Origin of the sequence: Hyphomonas sp. (genome assembly GCF_018402285.1) — a bacterium.
Classification (GTDB): Bacteria; Pseudomonadota; Alphaproteobacteria; order Caulobacterales; family Hyphomonadaceae; genus Hyphomonas.
In genome coordinates, this window is record NZ_JAGYJH010000003.1 from 66,097 (window position 1) to 82,325 (window position 16,229).

Consider the following 16,229-nt stretch of genomic DNA (forward strand, 5'->3'; position numbering starts at 1 on the left):
CCGCCCTTTCCGGGGCGGCGTTTTTCTTTGCCTCCACGGCACGCTTGATCTTGGCCTGCGTACCCCTACTGTCCGCCCGCAACGGTAACATAGTCGGGGGAACGCCAGCATGGCCCGCACACGCGCCAACGGGATCGAAATTGAACATGACACACTGGGAAATCCCAGTGATCCGGCGATCCTCCTGATCATGGGCTTTGCCTTCCAGATGACCCGCTGGCCGCTAGCTTTCCGCCAGCGGCTTGCCGATGCCGGTTTCCATGTCATCTGGTTTGACAATCGCGACATCGGCCTTTCCCAGGAAATGGGCGGCTTATCCAGCTATACCCTGAACGATCTTGCGGCCGATGCCGCCGGCCTGCTCGACGCGCTCGGGATTGAGCGCGCGCATATCGTGGGCATGTCGATGGGGGGCATGATTGCCCAGCTGATGGCGCTTGATCACGCCCACAAGGTCAACAAGCTCGTCGCCATGATGACGACTTCGGGCGCGCCAAACCTTCCTCCGCCCTCACAGGAAGCCCTTGCCGCGCTCACCGCGGTGCCGCTCCAGCGCACGGCAGAGGCAATTGGCGAGATTGCCGTCATGGCCCAGCACGCCATCGGCTCGGCGCCCCACCTGCGCAACAGCGCGGATGTGATCCGCCAGAACGCGATCGAGGACTTCCGCCGCTCCGACCGGCCCTTCGGCGTCATCCGTCAGTTCACGGCCATTCAGACCCAGCCCCGCTGGCATGAACGCCTCGGTGCCATCACCGCACCCACGCTGGTCCTGCACGGCGCAGATGATCCGCTGGTCCGCCCGGCCGCGGGCGAAGACATCGCCCGGCGTATCTCCGGCGCCTGCTTCAAGACGCTTCCCGGTTGGGGCCATGACCTGGCTGACGCACTGTCGGAAACACTTGCAGCCGAGATCACCGCCTTCCTCAAGGAATGATCCGTCAGCGGATCGCTACCGGATTGATGATGGCCTGAACCGCGCCTTCGAGGCGCGGCGCCCCCAGAGTGAAGAAGAACTCGCTCACCCCGTCTTGAGCGAGGTCATGCGTTACCATGTTCTCGAGGATGTAAACGCCATTCTTCGCCAGCAGCGTCAGGTGAACGTCAAATGGCCGCGACTCGACCTCAAACGGGATTACTTCCAGCGCCCATGTGTCAGCGCCAATCGCCACCGCGCCAAGGTCGGCCAGATACTGCGCGCCCTCAACCCCAAGGCCTGGCTCTACCGGGGAAAGCTCAGCTGAGCCCTCCTGCGCCTTCATGGTGCCGGTATGGAACAGGACCACATCCCCTTCCCCGATGGTCACGCCCGCCGCGCGCATTGCCGCATCGATCTCGGCCTTGTTGAACGCCGTGCCCGCCGGCACCGGGCTGCCGAACTGTTTGGTCATGTCCAGCAGCACGCCGCGCGTCGCAATCGGCGGAATGTCATGCGTCCCGAACTGCGTCAGCCCGCCCGTCGTTACAAAGTCGGCGACCGGCACGCCGTTATAATAGCGGTGATCGATGCCCATATGCCCGAGCCCGTCGATCTGGCTGCCGATGCCGACATAGGTGTTGACGAGGTCATCATTCCCCACCGCCTTGTTCTCGCCGAGCGGGGTACCCGAACCATCCGACAGCTGAAGGATTGTCATCGAAAAGCTGCGCGGGCCATAGGCCGGCGTCTTGCGCCCGGTCACCTGCCCCAGCGAATATGTCTTGCCGGTGGTGATCAGCCTGGCGGCCTCGGCCGTCTTCTCCGGCGAGAGCAGGTTCAGCGCCCCGATCCGGTCATCAGCGCCATAGCGGGAAGGATACCAGACCTCCTTCACCTCAGGCTTTGCGCCCGGCGCGGCCGGTGCCGCCTCATCTGCCGCCATATGCCCGCACGCCGCAAGCCCCAGCACCGCTGCCATCAGGATCGTCTTCATCGCTTCCTCCCGTTATGTCTTTGGAAGAAGCCTACCCCACCCGTCTCAGCGTGCAAGCGCTCTCACGCGCGGCGCAGCAGGAACCCCGCCCGCGGGAAATGCACGTGCAGCGTTTCGGCCTCCGGGCTGATCCGCTGCAGGATCACGCGCTGGCTGTCAGCGTGCACCAGCTCGCCCTCCACCCAGTCCTGCCCGTAGTCATCGGGCGCGACCGCCACATGCTCGCCCGGCGCAAAGCCCTGGGGCTCATTCCGCGTCGTCGCTGCCACGAGGCGCGGCGCGGCATCCTTGGCAATCGCCACCGCCTGCGCAGGGGTAATCGTCTCGGGCGTCTGCCCTTCCACCTCGGTCAGCCGGTCATACCAGGCCCGCGTCAGTGGCGCGCTCTCGAAACAGGCGTCCGCAAAGGCGGGCACCGCCTGCTTCATCCACCACACATTCATGTAGGCATGCACATCGACAAAGCCAGGCTTGGCGCCGATCAGGTAGAGCCCGCCGCCCGCGCCCTTGGCGCCCGCGAGGCGCTCCTCCAGCAGCATCAGCCGCGCGCGCCACTGGTCGCGCATCATCGGCGCCACCGCCTTCATGCCCGCCACATTGAACGGCCGGCCCGAAAGCTGCTCGCGGTCCTTGATGAACGCCTCGGGCACATTGTCCCCGATCTCGCCGAAGATCACAGCCACCGACGACTGGAACCACCGCCCATCGGTCCATCCGGCCACCATCTGCGCCAGTCCCTCATGGCCCGCCAGCTTCAGCGCCGCCATGGGATAGCGCACCTCCAGCTCCCGCAGGATGATCGCCGTGTCGCAGTAGATGTCGGCCCCGATCTGCAGCACCGGAATGCGCCGGTAGCCGCCCGTCAGCGGGACGAGGCCGGGCTTTGGCATGATCGAGGGCTGCTCGACGCGCGCATAGGCAAGGTTCTTAAGGCGAAGAGTAAGACGCACCTTCTCGGCATAGGGCGAGGCAGGATACTCATGCAGGATGATCGTGCGGGCGTCCGCCATGGTAACCGTCTAGCCTCCCGGGGTCTGCTTTTGGGTGCGCACTTTGCGCGCGTTCCTGTTTGCAGGAAAGTGTAAACACCGCCCTCACCTTGCGGCAAGAATCGGGTGGCGCCGGTTTGGCCCCTCCGGCACACTCTCCCCATGGCAGACACATCCTTCCCCCTCGACGACCGCGCCCGCGCCTATGAACGCATGGCCCGGGCCCTCGAATGGCTCGGCGATACCTGGCAGGACTGGCCCGACCTTGACGCCGCTGCCCGTGCCATGGGCCTCTCCCCCCACCATTTCCAGCGCGAATTCACCCGCTGGGCCGGCATCAGCCCCAAACAGTTCCAGGGCGCGCTCGCCCATGGCGTGGCCGGCGATCTCCTGCGCCAGGGCGCCAGCGTGCTCGACGCCAGCCTCGAGACCGGCCTCTCCGGCCCGGGCCGCCTGCATGACCTGTTCATCGCCCATGAAGGCCTCACCCCCGGCGAAGCCAAATCCGGCGGCCGTGGCGCCAATCTCAACCTTGGCAAGGCCCCCACCCCCTTTGGTATGGGCGCCTGGCTGATCGGCCCACGCGGCCTCATCGCGCTCGGCTTCATCGACGAGGACGCCGCCCCGCGCACCGGCTTCGAGCATCAGGGCCGCAGCGAGGAAGACGCCTTCGCAAACCTCGCCGCCCGCTATCCGGCCGCTTCAATTAGGCGTGATGACGGTCTCGCCGGGCGCATGGCACGCGACGTGTTCGAGGAAGGCCAGCCCCTGCCCGTGTGCCTCTATGGCACCCCTTTTCGGCGCCAGGTCTGGCGTGCCCTCCTGGAGATTCCGGTCGGTAAAACCTGCACCTATGGCCATCTGGCCGCCGCCGTCGAGGCGCCCAAAGCTGCCCGCGCCGTCGGCGCAGCCGTGGGCGCCAACCCGGTCAGCTGGTTCATCCCCTGCCACCGGGCCCTTGCAGCCGATGGCCGGCTGCATAACTATCATTGGGGTGTGGCGCGCAAGCGCGCCATGCTGGTATACGAACGCGCCCGTCTGGCCTGATGCGTCCTTCCGGCGCGCCGGCCGGCCAGCTGCGGGCGCCAACGAAAAGGGCCCCGGTGTGGCCTGGAAGCGGACCTGACCCATGTGGCTCTACTATCTCCTCCTGGCGGCCATTCTCCTGTGGGGCGCCCATATCGCCTGGCGCTGGAAACAGGCGAAGGATTTCGCGCCTCAGCTCCTCGCCCTGCGCAAGGAAAGCGGCGAGCTTCCCGCCCATGTCGACGAGAAAGAGTTCACCGATCTCTATGTCCGCGCCGAGGGACCGCGCGCAGCGACCTATATCTATACCTGCGGCGCCTTTCTCGCGGTCGGCCTGCCGCCGCTCTCCAGCGTGTATAATTCCGTCTGGCAGACCTTCTGGCGCCTCTCGGGTGGCTCGCCCGTCTTCGAGCAGGGCACGCTGATCCATACGTTCAGCTTCTTCCTCGCCTTCATGGCTCTCTCGATCCTGATCCTCGCCATCGCCATGCGCCGCTACTACACCCTGATGCCGCCAAACCTGCGGCAGGTCATCCGTAATCTGAAGGACGCCCATTCATGAGCCCTGAATTCCTCCACACCATGATCCGCGTCGGAGACATCGATGCGGCCAAGCGTTTCTTCTGCGAGGGCCTCGGCCTTGCCGAAGTCACCCGCTATGACAATGAAGCAGGGCGGTTCACCCTCGTCTTCCTCGCCGCCCCGGCCGACATTGAACGGGGTGGCGGGGTCCCCGAAGGCGCCTCCCCCACATCGCTCAACATCCCGATGATCGAGCTGACTTATAATTGGGACGAGAAGGACTATTCGGGCGGGCGCAATTTCGGCCACCTCGCCTATCAGGTCGAAGACATCTACGCCGCCACCCAGCGCTTCGCCGATCTCGGCGTGCCGATCAACCGCCCGCCCCGCGACGGCCGCATGACCTTTATCCGCTCTCCCGACGGCATCTCCATAGAACTCCTCCAGAAGGGCAAACCCCAAGCCCCGCAAGAGCCCTGGGCTAGCGCGCCGAATATCGGGGCCTGGTAGCAAGCCTGCTCCTGTCCGGGTTCTGATATCGGCTTATTCCGTGGCGGGAAGATCAAACCTGTAGGAATGACGGTCCAGCGCCGCGGGATTGCCCACCTCATACGTGTCGACGACCACTTCGCCTCCCTCGGTAACAGTGAACACGCGGAACATCGGCGTGTGGTTTGTCTCGTCAGGGATCTTGGTGCGCTCTAGCGCGGGGATGTGCAGATAATGCACCTGGCCGATCTGCTTTGAATGGTCCACGCGGTCCATGTCCATGTGGAGGTCGCCGGAAATCACGGCAGCGAGATTACGCTGGGCGACGACTTCGGCAAAGCGGGGGTTGGCGATGCCCTTCTCGGCATTCTCCGGATAGACCCCTACCTGCGCGCCGTGCACCACCAGCATCACGGGCTTCGGCGCAGCCGCCTGAAGCTGCGCCAGCATCCAGTCGATTCCTTCATCATGGAAGTCGCGGCTGAAATCCGGCGAGGCATAGACCATTACCACCGGTCCGGCATCCTGAACATAGCGGCGGCTGGTGAAGGTCGCTTTACCGTCATTCCAGCGATTGGCGTATTCAAGAAAGCGCTCTTCGGTGGTGTTGAATTCCTCGTTCCCCATGATCGGATAGAAAGGCTGCTTCAGCGCCTGAAGCACGGGCGTGGCTGCCTCATACTGGATGAGCGTACCCTTATGGGCGATGTCACCAACGCCGACGACAAAGTCGATTTCCTGCCGCTCTGCCAGCGCATTCACGTCCGCCACAGCCGCCGCCATGTTCGGAAACTCAGCCAGCGGCTTGGGTTCACCGTCACCGAGCACGGCAAAGCGTACCGCCGCATCGTCCTGCTGCGCCACCGGGCCCGTTATGGCGCAGGCCGATACGAGGGAAAGCGCCACCAACTGCGCCGCGACAACAAGGCTCTTCAGGGGCTGCGAACGGAAATGGATCATCAAAACTATCTCTCGGGTGATCAATCGCACGATGTCTAGTCGCAGGCACCCCCATGGGAAACCCCTGAGATGACACATCCCGACGAAGATTTTGTGACGCCCAAACTCTGCCATAAAATGGGAGAGGGTTGGAAGTGAAGGCTGCGGCAGCGCGAATAAGCGCAGCGCCATCCAACGCGCCCCCCTCCCCTTCATCTTCCCACAATTACCCCAACCCCTGTCTGTTGAAGATCTGCTATCTTGGGGTTGCAGAGGGGAGCCCGCCCCCCAGGGTCAAGAGCCGCGCAGTGGCCGCAGAGCCGGGACCTTCTCTCCGCTGGCAAAGAAAACTTATCCGCCCGGGTCCCTTGCTCCCACACATCAGGCGCATCCTCTTCACAGAAGCCGCGCCGGTACTGTTTGGTTTGTGAGGAAGGTCGCACCGGAGGATGTGAGCGGCTCCGAGGATCAGCAGTTGCACTGCGATTAGCCGAAGGGCGGTCAAGGCCTGGCAGCGCCGAAGTCATCCCGAAAACCGCCCGAAACTACGCTGGCAGTGCGCGGCGGGCGAAAGCGCTCACTCCTCAACCTAAACCTAATCCCCGAGCGCCGCGGCTCCGCATCGCAGGCTCCACTTCAGGAGCCGCCCCAACTGCTCGGAACCCGGATGGCTCCGCCAGTCCGGATACAGATGTATGGATTTTCGGCGCACCCGACGCGGACGGCGCCCAGGCCTTCCAATGCTCGATTATCCGGCGAAGACGCGCACCGGTTCGAACTGGCCGGCCCGCACTTCACCCAACGCGACGGCTTCCTCACCTGCCAGCGCCAGCGCCACGCGGTCGCCTTCATCCTTGCGGCCTGCGCGCCAGCCCTCCACCACATGCGGCAGAAGGACAACCGAGCGGCCCTGGCGAATATTGGCCGCGTCATGCGGGCTCACCTGCACCTGCGGCATGCCCGAGAGCACCGCATGCAGGGGCTGCAGACGCGCCATCAGGGCGGACTTGTCCTCCTTCAGCGCCTCAAGATCGGCAATGGAGATCGCCGCCTGCGCCCCGAAGGCGCCTACCCGGTTGCGGCGCAGCTGGGTGATGTGGCCTTCCGCCCCCAGGTCAACGGCAAGGTCCCGCGCCAGTGCGCGCACATAAAAGCCCTTGCCCGAAACGACATGGATCACTGTATGGTCTGCGTCCGGCATGCCGATGACGCTGGCGGCGTGAACGTCCACCTCGCGCGCTTCGAGTTCGAATGCCTCCCCTTCCCGGGCGAGGTCATAGGCGCGTTCCCCCGCCACCTTGATGGCGGAGTATTTCGGCGGCACCTGCGAAATTGTGCCGACAAAGGACTTGAGTGCCTCCTCGATGGCGGCGCGCTCCGGGCGTACATCGGAGGTGGCGGTGATGTCGGCTTCGGCGTCCTGGCTGGCGGTCGAGATCCCCCAGCGGATGGTGAAAACATATTCCTTGTGCGCGTCCATCGCCCACTGGACCGTCTTGGTCGCCTGTCCGAGCGCTATCGGGAGGATGCCGTCCGCCAACGGATCAAGCGTTCCGCCATGGCCCACCTTCTCGGCATTGTAGAGCCGCTTGATGATCGCCACCGCCTGGGTGGAGGTCATATCGACCGGCTTGAAAAGATTGATCCAGCCCGTAACGGGCTCGCCTTTGCGCTTACGTTGGCGGGCCAAGATGCTCTCCGGAATGGCCTGGCTAGGCGGTTCGAACGCTCAGGCCGGCGAGGGAATGGGATTTGCTGGCGCGCTTATGCGCGAGACGGCGGCATAGTCAATCGCCCGCACTGCTGCCGGGCACTCGAAGTTTCAATATGTCAGGCGGGGCCCGTCAAAAACATCGTCTTCCAGCGAAGCAGGCTGCGGCTCCGGAGCAGGCGTAGCCGCGCCCATCGCGGCACCCTTTGGCAGGCGAAGGTTCACTCTGTCGAGGTTGAGGTCAAAATCGCCGGTGATCGAGGTGTCGGAAGTATCGAGCTTGTAGCGCACCACATCCCGAACCTTCACAAGCACGTCGCGGTTATTGTCCACCAGCGGAATCTGGCGGCCATCCGATGTCCCGATCAGCAACCTGTAATAAGGCTCACGCTTCTTCAGCATCACCGCAATCATGGCCGCCCTGATGCCCAGCAGCACGCCCAGGAACAGCATGCCGATCCCGGCAAAGAGGCCAATGACGCCGTCGCCCTGACCGGGGCGAAGCGCCCACCAGCCAAGCCCGAGCAGGCCAAAAAACAGCAGCGAAACACACAAGGTGGCGTACACGCCTTGGGTCTTGCGGTTGCGCGGGGTGTCCCAGGGGGCAAACTCATGGCGCTCGACCGACATGGTCGCGATGCGGCGGATGGCAATCGTATCGTCGCCCAACTGCAGCGATGCGGCCGATACCTCGCCCTGACGGGCGCCTTCCATGTCGAGTGTCTGTCGGTCCATTCTGAGCCCCGATTACCCTGTGTGCAGGGCTGGCTGGGCCCCTCCATCCTGTCAAATGACAAAGCAAAAAGGCAGAAAAACGGCGCCCGCCTGCCTTCAGCCTTCGCTCTCGACATCCCGGCGAACCCGCGGATCGTTCAGCAGCCGATCAATCGCCGTGGCTTCATCATAGGAAGCATCGGCAATGAAGTGAAGCTCAGGCGTGAATTTGAGTTCGATCTCGCGGCCGAGCCGCGCGCGCAGGAAACCCTTCGCCCGGGTCAGAGCATCGGTGAGCCGCTTGCGGCCTTCCTCGGACTCATCCCCCAGCGGGGTGACGAAGATGTTGGCATGCTTGAGATCGGGCGAGCAGCGTACCTCCCCCACCGTAACGATTACATTGGTGAGGTCAGGATCGCGGAAGTCCTCGCGCGAGATGATCTCGGCCAGGGCGTGGCGGATGATCTCCCCAGCACGCAACTGGCGCTGGGAAGGAAGTCCGGGAGGTGTCGGGCGGCGGGCCATGGTGAGAGGTTACGCAAGCGTCCTTGCGATTTCCTCGACCTGGAAGCACTCGATCTTGTCTCCGACACGGATGTCGTCATACCGCTCGAATGCCATGCCGCATTCCATACCGGCATTGACCTCGGACACTTCGTCCTTGAAGCGCTTGAGCGTCTTGAGCTTGCCTTCGTGGATGACGATGTTGTCGCGCAGCAAGCGCACACCGCAGCCCCGCAGGACCTTGCCTTCGGAAATCCGGCAACCGGCAACCTTGCCGACCTTCGTGATATTGAAGACTTCCAGGATATCGGCATAACCAAGGAAGGTCTCGCGCTTCTCCGGCGCCAGCATTCCCGAAAGGGTCGATTTCACATCGTCGAGCAGATCATAGATGATCGAGTAGTAACGGATCTCGACACCTTCACGCTCTGCCAGTTCCCGCGCCTGTTTGTTGGCACGCACGTTGAAGGCAAAGATGGGTGCATTCGATGAGCGGGCGAGCAGCACATCGGATTCGGAAATACCGCCGACCGCGCCATGGATAACCTTTGCGCGGACTTCCTCGGTCGAAATCTTGTCCAGCGACATGCTGATTGCTTCGACGGAGCCCTGCACATCGCCCTTGAGAACGATGGGAAGTTCACTGGTGACGATAGCGCCATCCTTGAGACGGTTCATCAGCTGGTCGAGTGAGGCACGCGCCGCAACCGACGCATTTCCGGCCACCTGGCGCTTGGTCCGCACACGGTATTCCGTGATCTCGCGGGCCCGCGCTTCGCTGTCCACCACGACGAATGCGTCACCCGGATCAGGCGCGCCATCAAGGCCGAGCACCTCGACGGGAAGCGACGGACCGGCTTCGGCGAGTTGTTGGCCGCGCTCGTCCACGAGCGCGCGCACCTTGCCCCACTGGGCGCCGGCCACGACAATGTCGCCGCGCTTGAGGGTGCCGCGCTTGATCAGAACGGTCGCGACCGGGCCACGGCCCTTGTCTAGCTTGGATTCGATCACCACACCGTCGGCTTCACGGTTCGGGTTGGCTTTCAGTTCGAGCACTTCAGCCTGCAGCGAGATGGCATCTGTCAGTTCGTCAAGACCTTCACCGGTCTTGGCCGAAACCTTGATGGCCATCGTGACGCCGCCCATCGATTCAACCTGGATGTCGTGCTGGAGGAGGTCGGTCAGGACCTTGTCGGGATTTGCGTCATAGAGGTCGGTCTTGGTAACAGCCACGATGATCGGAACGCCGGCGGCCTTCGCGTGATTGATGGACTCGATCGTCTGCGGCATCACCGAATCGTTGGAAGCCACTACGAGGATCGCAATATCGGTTGCATTGGCACCACGCGCACGCATCGCCGTGAAGGCGGCATGACCCGGAGTATCCAGGAAGGTGATCCGCTCGCCCGATTTCAACTGCACCTGGTAAGCGCCGATATGCTGCGTAATGCCGCCGGCTTCGCCCGAGACCACGTCGGTCTTGCGCAGCGCGTCGAGCAGTGACGTCTTGCCGTGATCGACATGACCCATGATGGTCACAATGGGTGCGCGAGGCTTGAGGTCTTCCACGCGGTCATCGGCGCCTTCAAGGCCGATCTCGACGTCCGCTTCGGACACGCGTTTTACCGAATGGCCGAATTCGCCGGCGATAAGTTCCGCCATGTCGGCGTCGACGATATCGTTGCCGCGAAGCATTTCGCCCTGTTTGAACATGAACTTCACGACGTCGGCGACGCGCTCGTTCATCCGCTGGGCGAGATCCTGCAGCGAAATGGTTTCCGGCAGCGTGACCTCGATCGAGGCCTTGTCGCGCTGGTCAGCGCCGCCAACCCGGCGTTCGCGCTCGCGTTCGCGGGCACGGCGCACAGAAGCCAGAGACCGCTGGCGGTCGGCATCATCGCCCAGCGCCGAAGCGATGGTCAGCTTGCCACGCCGGCGTTCGGCATCACCCCGCGAGGGCTTGGTCGCCACTTCACGGGCACGGTCTGCGCGGTCATCGCGGGCAGGCTTGCTGGCCCCGCCGCCACTGCTGCGCTTGTTGCGGCCAGCTTCGGCGTCAGCGTCATCGGCAGGCGGTGCCTGGACAGCCGGCGCGGCGCGCGGCGCCTTGGACGGACGGTCGACGAGTTCACGGGCGCTGGCTTCGGCGAGCTTGGCAGCTTCTTCCTCGGCACGGCGGCGCACCTCGGCCTCTTCGCGCTCACGCGCTTCCTGCTGCTTGCGTTCCTGCTCGGTACGCAGACGATCCTGCGCCGCCCGTTCGGCCTCTGTGTCCTTGGCGCGGGAGGCTTCTTCAGCCTTGCGCTGCTCGAGCACTTTCTGGCGCGCCTTGAGCTCGGCAACGGTAATGCCGAGCTTTGCGGCGAGCGCCACAAGCTTGGCTTCCATCACATCCGATGCGGACGGTGTGGATGGATCGGAATCGCCGGATCCTCCCTGTCCGCCGGCGGAAACCGGGCGACGCTTCTTGGTCTCCACAACAACCTGCTTGGAGCGCCCATGGCTGAAGCTTTGCTTGACCGTACCGGAAGTCTTCCGCACCACGGTCAGCGGCTTGCGTCCGCCGGAATTGCCTTGATCGTTCGTATCGCTCATTCGTCCTACATATCACATATTACACCGGAACGCCTCTGCGTTCCGGCTGTTTCCGCTACCCGTCCGTTTCCTGGAACCAGGTCAATTCTGGAGCCTCGCGAAACCCGGTCAGTCGCCCATAGGCAACTCCCCAAGTCTCCGCGATGGCCCCCCTGCGGACGAGCCCGTGTATCACACGGTCGCGTCCAAATGCCATGCCCAATTCAGGCGCGCTGAGCGCTCCGGCGACTTTCACGTCCCTATATAGAGCTTTTGCGAGAAAATATACCTTTGAGCGGCCATCTTCCGCGCCGTCTGCCGCTTCCAGAAGGAAGGCGGGGCAGCCGCCGCGTAATGCGTCGCGCACCTGATCAAACCCACATATGGCCTGTCCGGCCTTGCGCGCAAGGCTGAGCGTGTCCACGCACCGCTTCAGCAGCAGGCGCTCAATCAGACCGGAGAGACCTTCCGGAATGGTGACCTGCGATTTGAAGCCCCGGGCGAACGCGCCCTTCTTCGCAGCGAGGTCAACCGCGCCGCGCTCGGCCTTGACCCATACGCCCCTGCCCGGCAGCCGCTCCAGAATGTCCGGCGTCACGACACCGTCCGGAGACAGCACAAAGCGAAGCATGGCTGCCTTGGGCAGCCGCTCCCGCGTAACCGCGCACTGGCGCTCAGGCGAGGAAGCATCTTCCTCGCCCAGGCCATCTTCAGCATTGTCTGCGATCAGTCGGGGATCACTCTCGGGATGCGGCTCCGTCATCACCGCCCTCCGATTCAAGTTCGGAGAGATCTATGCCGAGCTCTTCGGCGAGGGTCTCTTCGTCTTCATCATCATGGCCCGAATTACCCAGTTCGCCGAGCGCGAGGAGCGCACGCTCCTCCTCGGTCAGCTCCGGAGCAGGCTCGGTCGACTGTTGCTGTGCCAGCATCTCTTCAATCGCTTCGGGCTCGATCCAACCAGCGGCAACACGCGCCTTCATGACGAACAGGTTGGCGTCGTCCTTGCGCATCTCGCCCTTCTTGAGGATGCCCTCGACCCAGACCGGCTTTCCATCCGGGCCCGGTTCACGGTAGCCGGTGATGTCGTCAGGCACGAGGCCGGCAACATCTTCCACGGTCTTTACGCCCTGCTCGCCAAGTTTCACGGCAAAGGATGGTGTGACGCCCTCCAGCTCCATGACTTCATCGGTCACACCGAGTTCCTTGCGCTTGGCGTCGTTCTCGGCCGCAACGCGATCGAGGTACTCGCGGGCACGCTCCTGGAGCTCTTCGGCCACGTCCTTGTCGAAGCCTTCAATGGTGATGAAGTCGTCGGACGCAACAAATGCGATCTCTTCAACCGATTCAAAGCCTTCAGAAGCCAGCAGCTGGGCAAGCGTTTCGTCCGCATCCAGAGCCTTCATGAACAGCTCGGTCCGCTCCTGGAATTCCTTCTGGAAGCGTTCGGAGTCGGCCGATTCGGTGATCAGGTCGATCTGCCAGCCGGTCAGCTGGGAGGCGAGACGGACGTTCTGACCGCGGCGGCCAATGGCCAGCGGGAACTGATCATCTGCCACGACCACTTCGACGCGGCGCTCGTCCTCGTCCAGGACGACCTTGGATACTTCGGCGGGCTGCAGACCGTTCACGATGAACGTTGCTGCATCGAAGCTCCACGGAATTATGTCAATCTTCTCGCCCGAAAGCTCGCCGACAACCGCCTGGACGCGTGCGCCCCGCATACCGACGCAGGCGCCGACGGGATCGATCGAGGAGTCGTTGGAAATCACGCCGATCTTGGCGCGCGAACCCGGGTCACGGGCACAGGCCTTGATCTGGATGACGCCCTCATAAACTTCCGGCACCTCCTGCGCGAAGAGCTTCTTCATGAAGTCCGGCGCGGCGCGGGAGAGGAAAATCTGCGGGCCCTTCACTTCGCGGCTCACCTTGTAAAGGTAAGCGCGGACGCGGTCGTTAGGCTGGAAGTTCTCGCGCGGGATACCATCATTGCGGCGGATGATGCCTTCGGCGCGGCCGAGGTCCACGATCACGTGGCCATACTCAACGCGCTTAACGATGCCGGAGACGATCTCGCCGACGCGGTCCTTGTATTCGTTATACTGGCGCTCGCGCTCGGCATCGCGCACTTTCTGCGTGATGACCTGCTTGGCCGTCTGGGCAGCGACGCGGCCAAAGTCGAAAGGCGGGAGCTCTTCCTTGAGCTCGCTGCCGGCAACGAGGGTCGCATCGATCTTCTTGGCTTCGGAAAGACGCAGCTGCTTGGCTTCGTCTTCGAAGGTTTCGTCGTCCGCAACCGTCTGAACGCGCCAAAGCGTCTGCTCGCCCGTTACCGGGTCGATCTTGGCGCGGATATCGTGCTCCTGGCCGTACTTGGCCTTGGCAGCCTTCTCGATGGCTTCCTGCATCGCCTCAATGACGATACGCTGGTCAATCGACTTCTCCTCCGCCACTGCTTTGGCGATCTGGAGGATTTCGAGCCTGTTGGCTGATACGCCGGCGCTCATTGGACATCTCCTGTCTCTGGGTCTTCTTCGTCTTCGGACTCGTCGATCTCAAAATCGGCGAGGGATGCTTCGTCTTCTTCAGGCTGCGGCGGCAGGTTTCCTGCGGCACGCGCGGCTTCGATAAGTTCGTCGGTCAGCACGAGGCTCGCCCGGCTCATCTCATGGACGGCCGCCACAAGCTTTGTCTCATCGTCGAGCTCAATATGAGCGCCGTCATCATCTTCGCCCGTGATCGAGCCCGTAAAACGGCGGCGGCCATCAATGGGGCGCGCCAGCTCAATACGTACCGCGTGACCGATCCACCGAGCGAAATCTCCCGGCCGGGTCAGAGGGCGGTCAATTCCAGGCGTCGACACTTCGAGTGTGTAAGCCTCAGGAATGGGGTCTGCCGCCTCAAGTACCGGGGACATGCCACGCGAGAGGCGCGCGCAATCTTCGATACCGGTTGGCGCGCCCCCTGCCCGTTCTGCCATGATCTGCAGGTGCGGACGGCGTCCGCCCTGGACGCGCAGGCGCACGATTTCCATGCCGAGGCCCTCAGCCACCGGCTGGACCAGGGAGAGAAGGCGGCGTTCCTGTTCAGTCAGAACGATCATGTGTAGAGGGCAGGCTCCAGACTAAAGAAAAACGGCGGACCCGTTTCCGGACCCGCCGCCGATATATTTCGACTTGGCGGCTAGATAGTCGCAATTGTAAGGAATGTCGAGGGGGTGTCTGTCAGGCTTTTGATGCAGCGGAACGCAAACGGCGGCCCCCTTCCGGAAGCCGCCGCGATCAGGTCCCTGAGGAGCAGGATAAGAGACTTAGAGGACCTTGAGATCCACTGCCGAGGTCTTGCCGCGGCGCTCGTCCTTGTAGAGTTCGTAAGAGATCGACTGGTTCTCAGCGAGGGTTTTGAGGCCCGAACGCTCGACAGCAGAAATGTGGACGAAAATGTCCGCGCCACCATCATCAGGCTTGATGAAGCCGAAGCCCTTCTGATCGTTGAACCACTTTACTTTGCCGGTTGCCATAATGGCTTTCCTTTGCCTTCCGTAGGCCGCGCAGACGCGGAATTACGCCGTGCGGTGCCGTTCGAAACTCGGAGGAGGGAAAGTCATTGCCGTCGGTCTGACGGGGTCTTGATATTCAGACCGACCGGTTTCGATAGCCTAGATTAGCGCATGTACGGGGGTTTTCGTCAAGAAGGCCCATCAGATCAACGCGTCAGGAAGTCGAACCAGACCGGATCACAATCACCCAGCTTCTTGGTTTCATAGCGCGTCCTGACATGATCGGCCGGAGCCTGCCGCCAGTCGTCAGCCGCAGCCGCCTGCCACTGAAACCGCCCGTCAGACAGGATCGTCAGCAGGGCTTCATCGGCATAGCTTTTGACATCGGTGGCGAACCGGAGCGCTGATCCAGGTTTCATTTTTGGATGCAGGCTATCCAGAAAGGCGGGTTGAATGAGCCGGCGCTTTTGTTGGCGCCGCTTGGGCCATGGGTCCGGAAAAAGGATGAAGACGCGGTCAAGGCATTGGCCCGGCAGGCGATCAATCAGCATTCGTGCATCATCGGGCCAGATGCGGATATTCTGAAGACGTTCGTCCTCGATCCCGGCGAGCGCCTTGGCAACGCCTTCAAGGAAGGGCTCGCAGCCAATGATGGCGGTGTCCGGCTGGCGCCCAGCCTGGGTGATCATATGTTCGGCGCCGCCAAAACCGATTTCAAGCCAGACAGCCTTCTTGCCCGGGAACATGGACGGGAGGTCCAGGCCGGCATTGCCTTCGGGGACCCGGGAGGCCTCCATCTTGTCCGCCATGAGCTCTTTCTGACGCACAGACAGCGGACGCCCGCCGATCCGCCCAAAGCTTCGAAGGGGGCGGTGTCTGAAGTTGCTCTTCGTGTCAGACATCTTTGCCACGATCGGGGTACAATCGGGTTTCAAAGGCTGCCGCGGCGGCCTGGACCGCAGCAAGCAAGGACCTTCGAAGGGCGACGTCTTCTATCTTTTGAAAGGCCTCGATCAGCTGAAGGGTCTCATCGCTCAGGATGGCCAGCGGGGCATCTTCGGCGGCTGCAGCGAATTCTGCCGCTGCGCGGGCGGCAGCCTTCTCAGCCCCTTCAAAGAAAAATGCGACCGGAACGTCAAGCACGTCTGCAATCTCGAACAATCGGCCCGCAGAGACGCGGTTCACGCCCTTTTCGTACTTCTGAACCTGCTGAAAGGTCAGCCCGAGTAACTCACCCAGCTTTTCCTGGGTGAGTTTCAGCTTTCTGCGCTGGCGGTGGATGTTTTCGCCAACGACCCGGTCAATATCGTTCGGTAGCTTGCTTTCTGACATGACTATCCCGAACGCGC

General features: G+C 62.9%; 17 protein-coding genes. 4 read left to right on the forward strand and 13 right to left on the reverse strand.

Features of this window, described 5'->3' with window-relative positions:
• Positions 1–109: 109 nt before the first annotated feature.
• The gene (locus KG722_RS02680) at positions 110–937 is read left to right on the forward strand and encodes an alpha/beta hydrolase (protein WP_213269231.1); all 828 of its coding nucleotides are present in this window, start codon (positions 110–112) and stop codon (positions 935–937) included.
• A 4-nt stretch (positions 938–941) separates the two neighbouring features.
• Here KG722_RS02680 and KG722_RS02685 read toward each other — a convergent pair whose 3' ends face one another.
• Positions 942–1,913: a cyclase family protein gene (locus tag KG722_RS02685; protein ID WP_213269233.1), complete on the reverse strand. Its 972-nt coding sequence runs from the start codon at positions 1,911–1,913 to the stop codon at positions 942–944.
• 62 nt (positions 1,914–1,975) lie between these two features.
• A complete protein-coding gene (locus tag KG722_RS02690) occupies positions 1,976–2,923 on the reverse strand; it encodes a glutathione S-transferase (protein WP_213269235.1) in 948 nt (315 codons plus the stop codon).
• 141 nt (positions 2,924–3,064) lie between these two features.
• Here KG722_RS02690 and KG722_RS02695 point away from each other — a divergent pair, with 141 nt between their 5' ends.
• The 3 genes from KG722_RS02695 to KG722_RS02705 all read left to right on the forward strand — a co-directional run bounded on the left by KG722_RS02695 (position 3,065) and on the right by KG722_RS02705 (position 4,960).
• Positions 3,065–3,949, forward strand: coding sequence for a methylated-DNA--[protein]-cysteine S-methyltransferase (locus KG722_RS02695; RefSeq protein WP_213269236.1), 885 nt, complete (start codon positions 3,065–3,067; stop codon positions 3,947–3,949).
• Positions 3,950–4,031: 82 nt separating this feature from the next.
• On the forward strand, positions 4,032–4,490 hold the full coding sequence (locus KG722_RS02700) for a hypothetical protein (RefSeq protein WP_213269237.1): 459 nt from the start codon (positions 4,032–4,034) through the stop codon (positions 4,488–4,490).
• Positions 4,487–4,960, forward strand: coding sequence for a VOC family protein (locus tag KG722_RS02705; RefSeq protein WP_213269238.1), 474 nt, complete (start codon positions 4,487–4,489; stop codon positions 4,958–4,960). Before KG722_RS02700 ends, KG722_RS02705 begins: the two co-directional genes overlap by 4 nt.
• Before the next feature lie 33 nt (positions 4,961–4,993).
• Here the strand turns inward: KG722_RS02705 and KG722_RS02710 are convergent, their stop codons facing one another.
• From KG722_RS02710 to KG722_RS02760, 11 genes are all read right to left on the reverse strand, one after another.
• Entirely contained in the window at positions 4,994–5,899 is a 906-nt protein-coding gene (locus KG722_RS02710; RefSeq protein ID WP_213269239.1) for a metallophosphoesterase, read from the reverse strand.
• A gap of 727 nt (positions 5,900–6,626) precedes the next feature.
• On the reverse strand, positions 6,627–7,568 hold the full coding sequence (truB, locus tag KG722_RS02715) for a tRNA pseudouridine(55) synthase TruB (RefSeq protein ID WP_213269240.1): 942 nt from the start codon (positions 7,566–7,568) through the stop codon (positions 6,627–6,629).
• 132 nt (positions 7,569–7,700) lie between these two features.
• Entirely contained in the window at positions 7,701–8,324 is a 624-nt protein-coding gene (locus KG722_RS02720) for a hypothetical protein (protein WP_213269241.1), read from the reverse strand.
• Between the two features lie 96 nt (positions 8,325–8,420).
• Positions 8,421–8,828 (reverse strand): 30S ribosome-binding factor RbfA, encoded by a 408-nt coding sequence (gene rbfA, locus KG722_RS02725; protein WP_213269242.1) that lies wholly within the window; start codon positions 8,826–8,828, stop codon positions 8,421–8,423.
• A 9-nt stretch (positions 8,829–8,837) separates the two neighbouring features.
• Positions 8,838–11,402: a translation initiation factor IF-2 gene (gene infB, locus KG722_RS02730; protein WP_213269244.1), complete on the reverse strand. Its 2,565-nt coding sequence runs from the start codon at positions 11,400–11,402 to the stop codon at positions 8,838–8,840.
• Positions 11,403–11,457: 55 nt separating this feature from the next.
• Positions 11,458–12,144 carry an RNA-binding protein gene (locus tag KG722_RS02735; RefSeq protein ID WP_213269245.1) on the reverse strand — a complete coding sequence of 229 codons (687 nt, stop codon included), beginning with the start codon at positions 12,142–12,144 and terminating at the stop codon, positions 11,458–11,460.
• Positions 12,119–13,888: a transcription termination factor NusA gene (gene nusA / locus KG722_RS02740; protein ID WP_213269247.1), complete on the reverse strand. Its 1,770-nt coding sequence runs from the start codon at positions 13,886–13,888 to the stop codon at positions 12,119–12,121. The genes KG722_RS02735 and nusA overlap by 26 nt, the downstream gene beginning before the upstream one ends.
• Positions 13,885–14,484 (reverse strand): ribosome maturation factor RimP, encoded by a 600-nt coding sequence (rimP, locus tag KG722_RS02745; RefSeq protein ID WP_213269249.1) that lies wholly within the window; start codon positions 14,482–14,484, stop codon positions 13,885–13,887. Before rimP ends, nusA begins: the two co-directional genes overlap by 4 nt.
• A 207-nt stretch (positions 14,485–14,691) precedes the next feature.
• A complete protein-coding gene (locus KG722_RS02750; protein ID WP_011645144.1) occupies positions 14,692–14,901 on the reverse strand; it encodes a cold-shock protein in 210 nt (69 codons plus the stop codon).
• A gap of 185 nt (positions 14,902–15,086) precedes the next feature.
• A complete protein-coding gene (trmB, locus tag KG722_RS02755) occupies positions 15,087–15,782 on the reverse strand; it encodes a tRNA (guanosine(46)-N7)-methyltransferase TrmB (protein WP_213269251.1) in 696 nt (231 codons plus the stop codon).
• Entirely contained in the window at positions 15,775–16,212 is a 438-nt protein-coding gene (locus KG722_RS02760; RefSeq protein ID WP_213269253.1) for a helix-turn-helix transcriptional regulator, read from the reverse strand. Before KG722_RS02760 ends, trmB begins: the two co-directional genes overlap by 8 nt.
• Positions 16,213–16,229 lie beyond the last annotated feature (17 nt).

Coding starts and splice junctions, on each gene's coding strand:
- KG722_RS02680 (WP_213269231.1), top strand. CDS start 110: ATGGCCCGCACACGCGCCAACGGGATCGAAATTGAACATGACACACTG.
- KG722_RS02685 (WP_213269233.1), bottom strand. CDS start 1,913: ATGAAGACGATCCTGATGGCAGCGGTGCTGGGGCTTGCGGCGTGCGGG.
- KG722_RS02690 (WP_213269235.1), bottom strand. CDS start 2,923: ATGGCGGACGCCCGCACGATCATCCTGCATGAGTATCCTGCCTCGCCC.
- KG722_RS02695 (WP_213269236.1), top strand. CDS start 3,065: ATGGCAGACACATCCTTCCCCCTCGACGACCGCGCCCGCGCCTATGAA.
- KG722_RS02700 (WP_213269237.1), top strand. CDS start 4,032: ATGTGGCTCTACTATCTCCTCCTGGCGGCCATTCTCCTGTGGGGCGCC.
- KG722_RS02705 (WP_213269238.1), top strand. CDS start 4,487: ATGAGCCCTGAATTCCTCCACACCATGATCCGCGTCGGAGACATCGAT.
- KG722_RS02710 (WP_213269239.1), bottom strand. CDS start 5,899: ATGATCCATTTCCGTTCGCAGCCCCTGAAGAGCCTTGTTGTCGCGGCG.
- KG722_RS02720 (WP_213269241.1), bottom strand. CDS start 8,324: ATGGACCGACAGACACTCGACATGGAAGGCGCCCGTCAGGGCGAGGTA.
- rbfA (WP_213269242.1), bottom strand. CDS start 8,828: ATGGCCCGCCGCCCGACACCTCCCGGACTTCCTTCCCAGCGCCAGTTG.
- infB (WP_213269244.1), bottom strand. CDS start 11,402: ATGAGCGATACGAACGATCAAGGCAATTCCGGCGGACGCAAGCCGCTG.
- KG722_RS02735 (WP_213269245.1), bottom strand. CDS start 12,144: ATGACGGAGCCGCATCCCGAGAGTGATCCCCGACTGATCGCAGACAAT.
- nusA (WP_213269247.1), bottom strand. CDS start 13,888: ATGAGCGCCGGCGTATCAGCCAACAGGCTCGAAATCCTCCAGATCGCC.
- rimP (WP_213269249.1), bottom strand. CDS start 14,484: ATGATCGTTCTGACTGAACAGGAACGCCGCCTTCTCTCCCTGGTCCAG.
- KG722_RS02750 (WP_011645144.1), bottom strand. CDS start 14,901: ATGGCAACCGGCAAAGTAAAGTGGTTCAACGATCAGAAGGGCTTCGGC.
- trmB (WP_213269251.1), bottom strand. CDS start 15,782: ATGTCTGACACGAAGAGCAACTTCAGACACCGCCCCCTTCGAAGCTTT.
- KG722_RS02760 (WP_213269253.1), bottom strand. CDS start 16,212: ATGTCAGAAAGCAAGCTACCGAACGATATTGACCGGGTCGTTGGCGAA.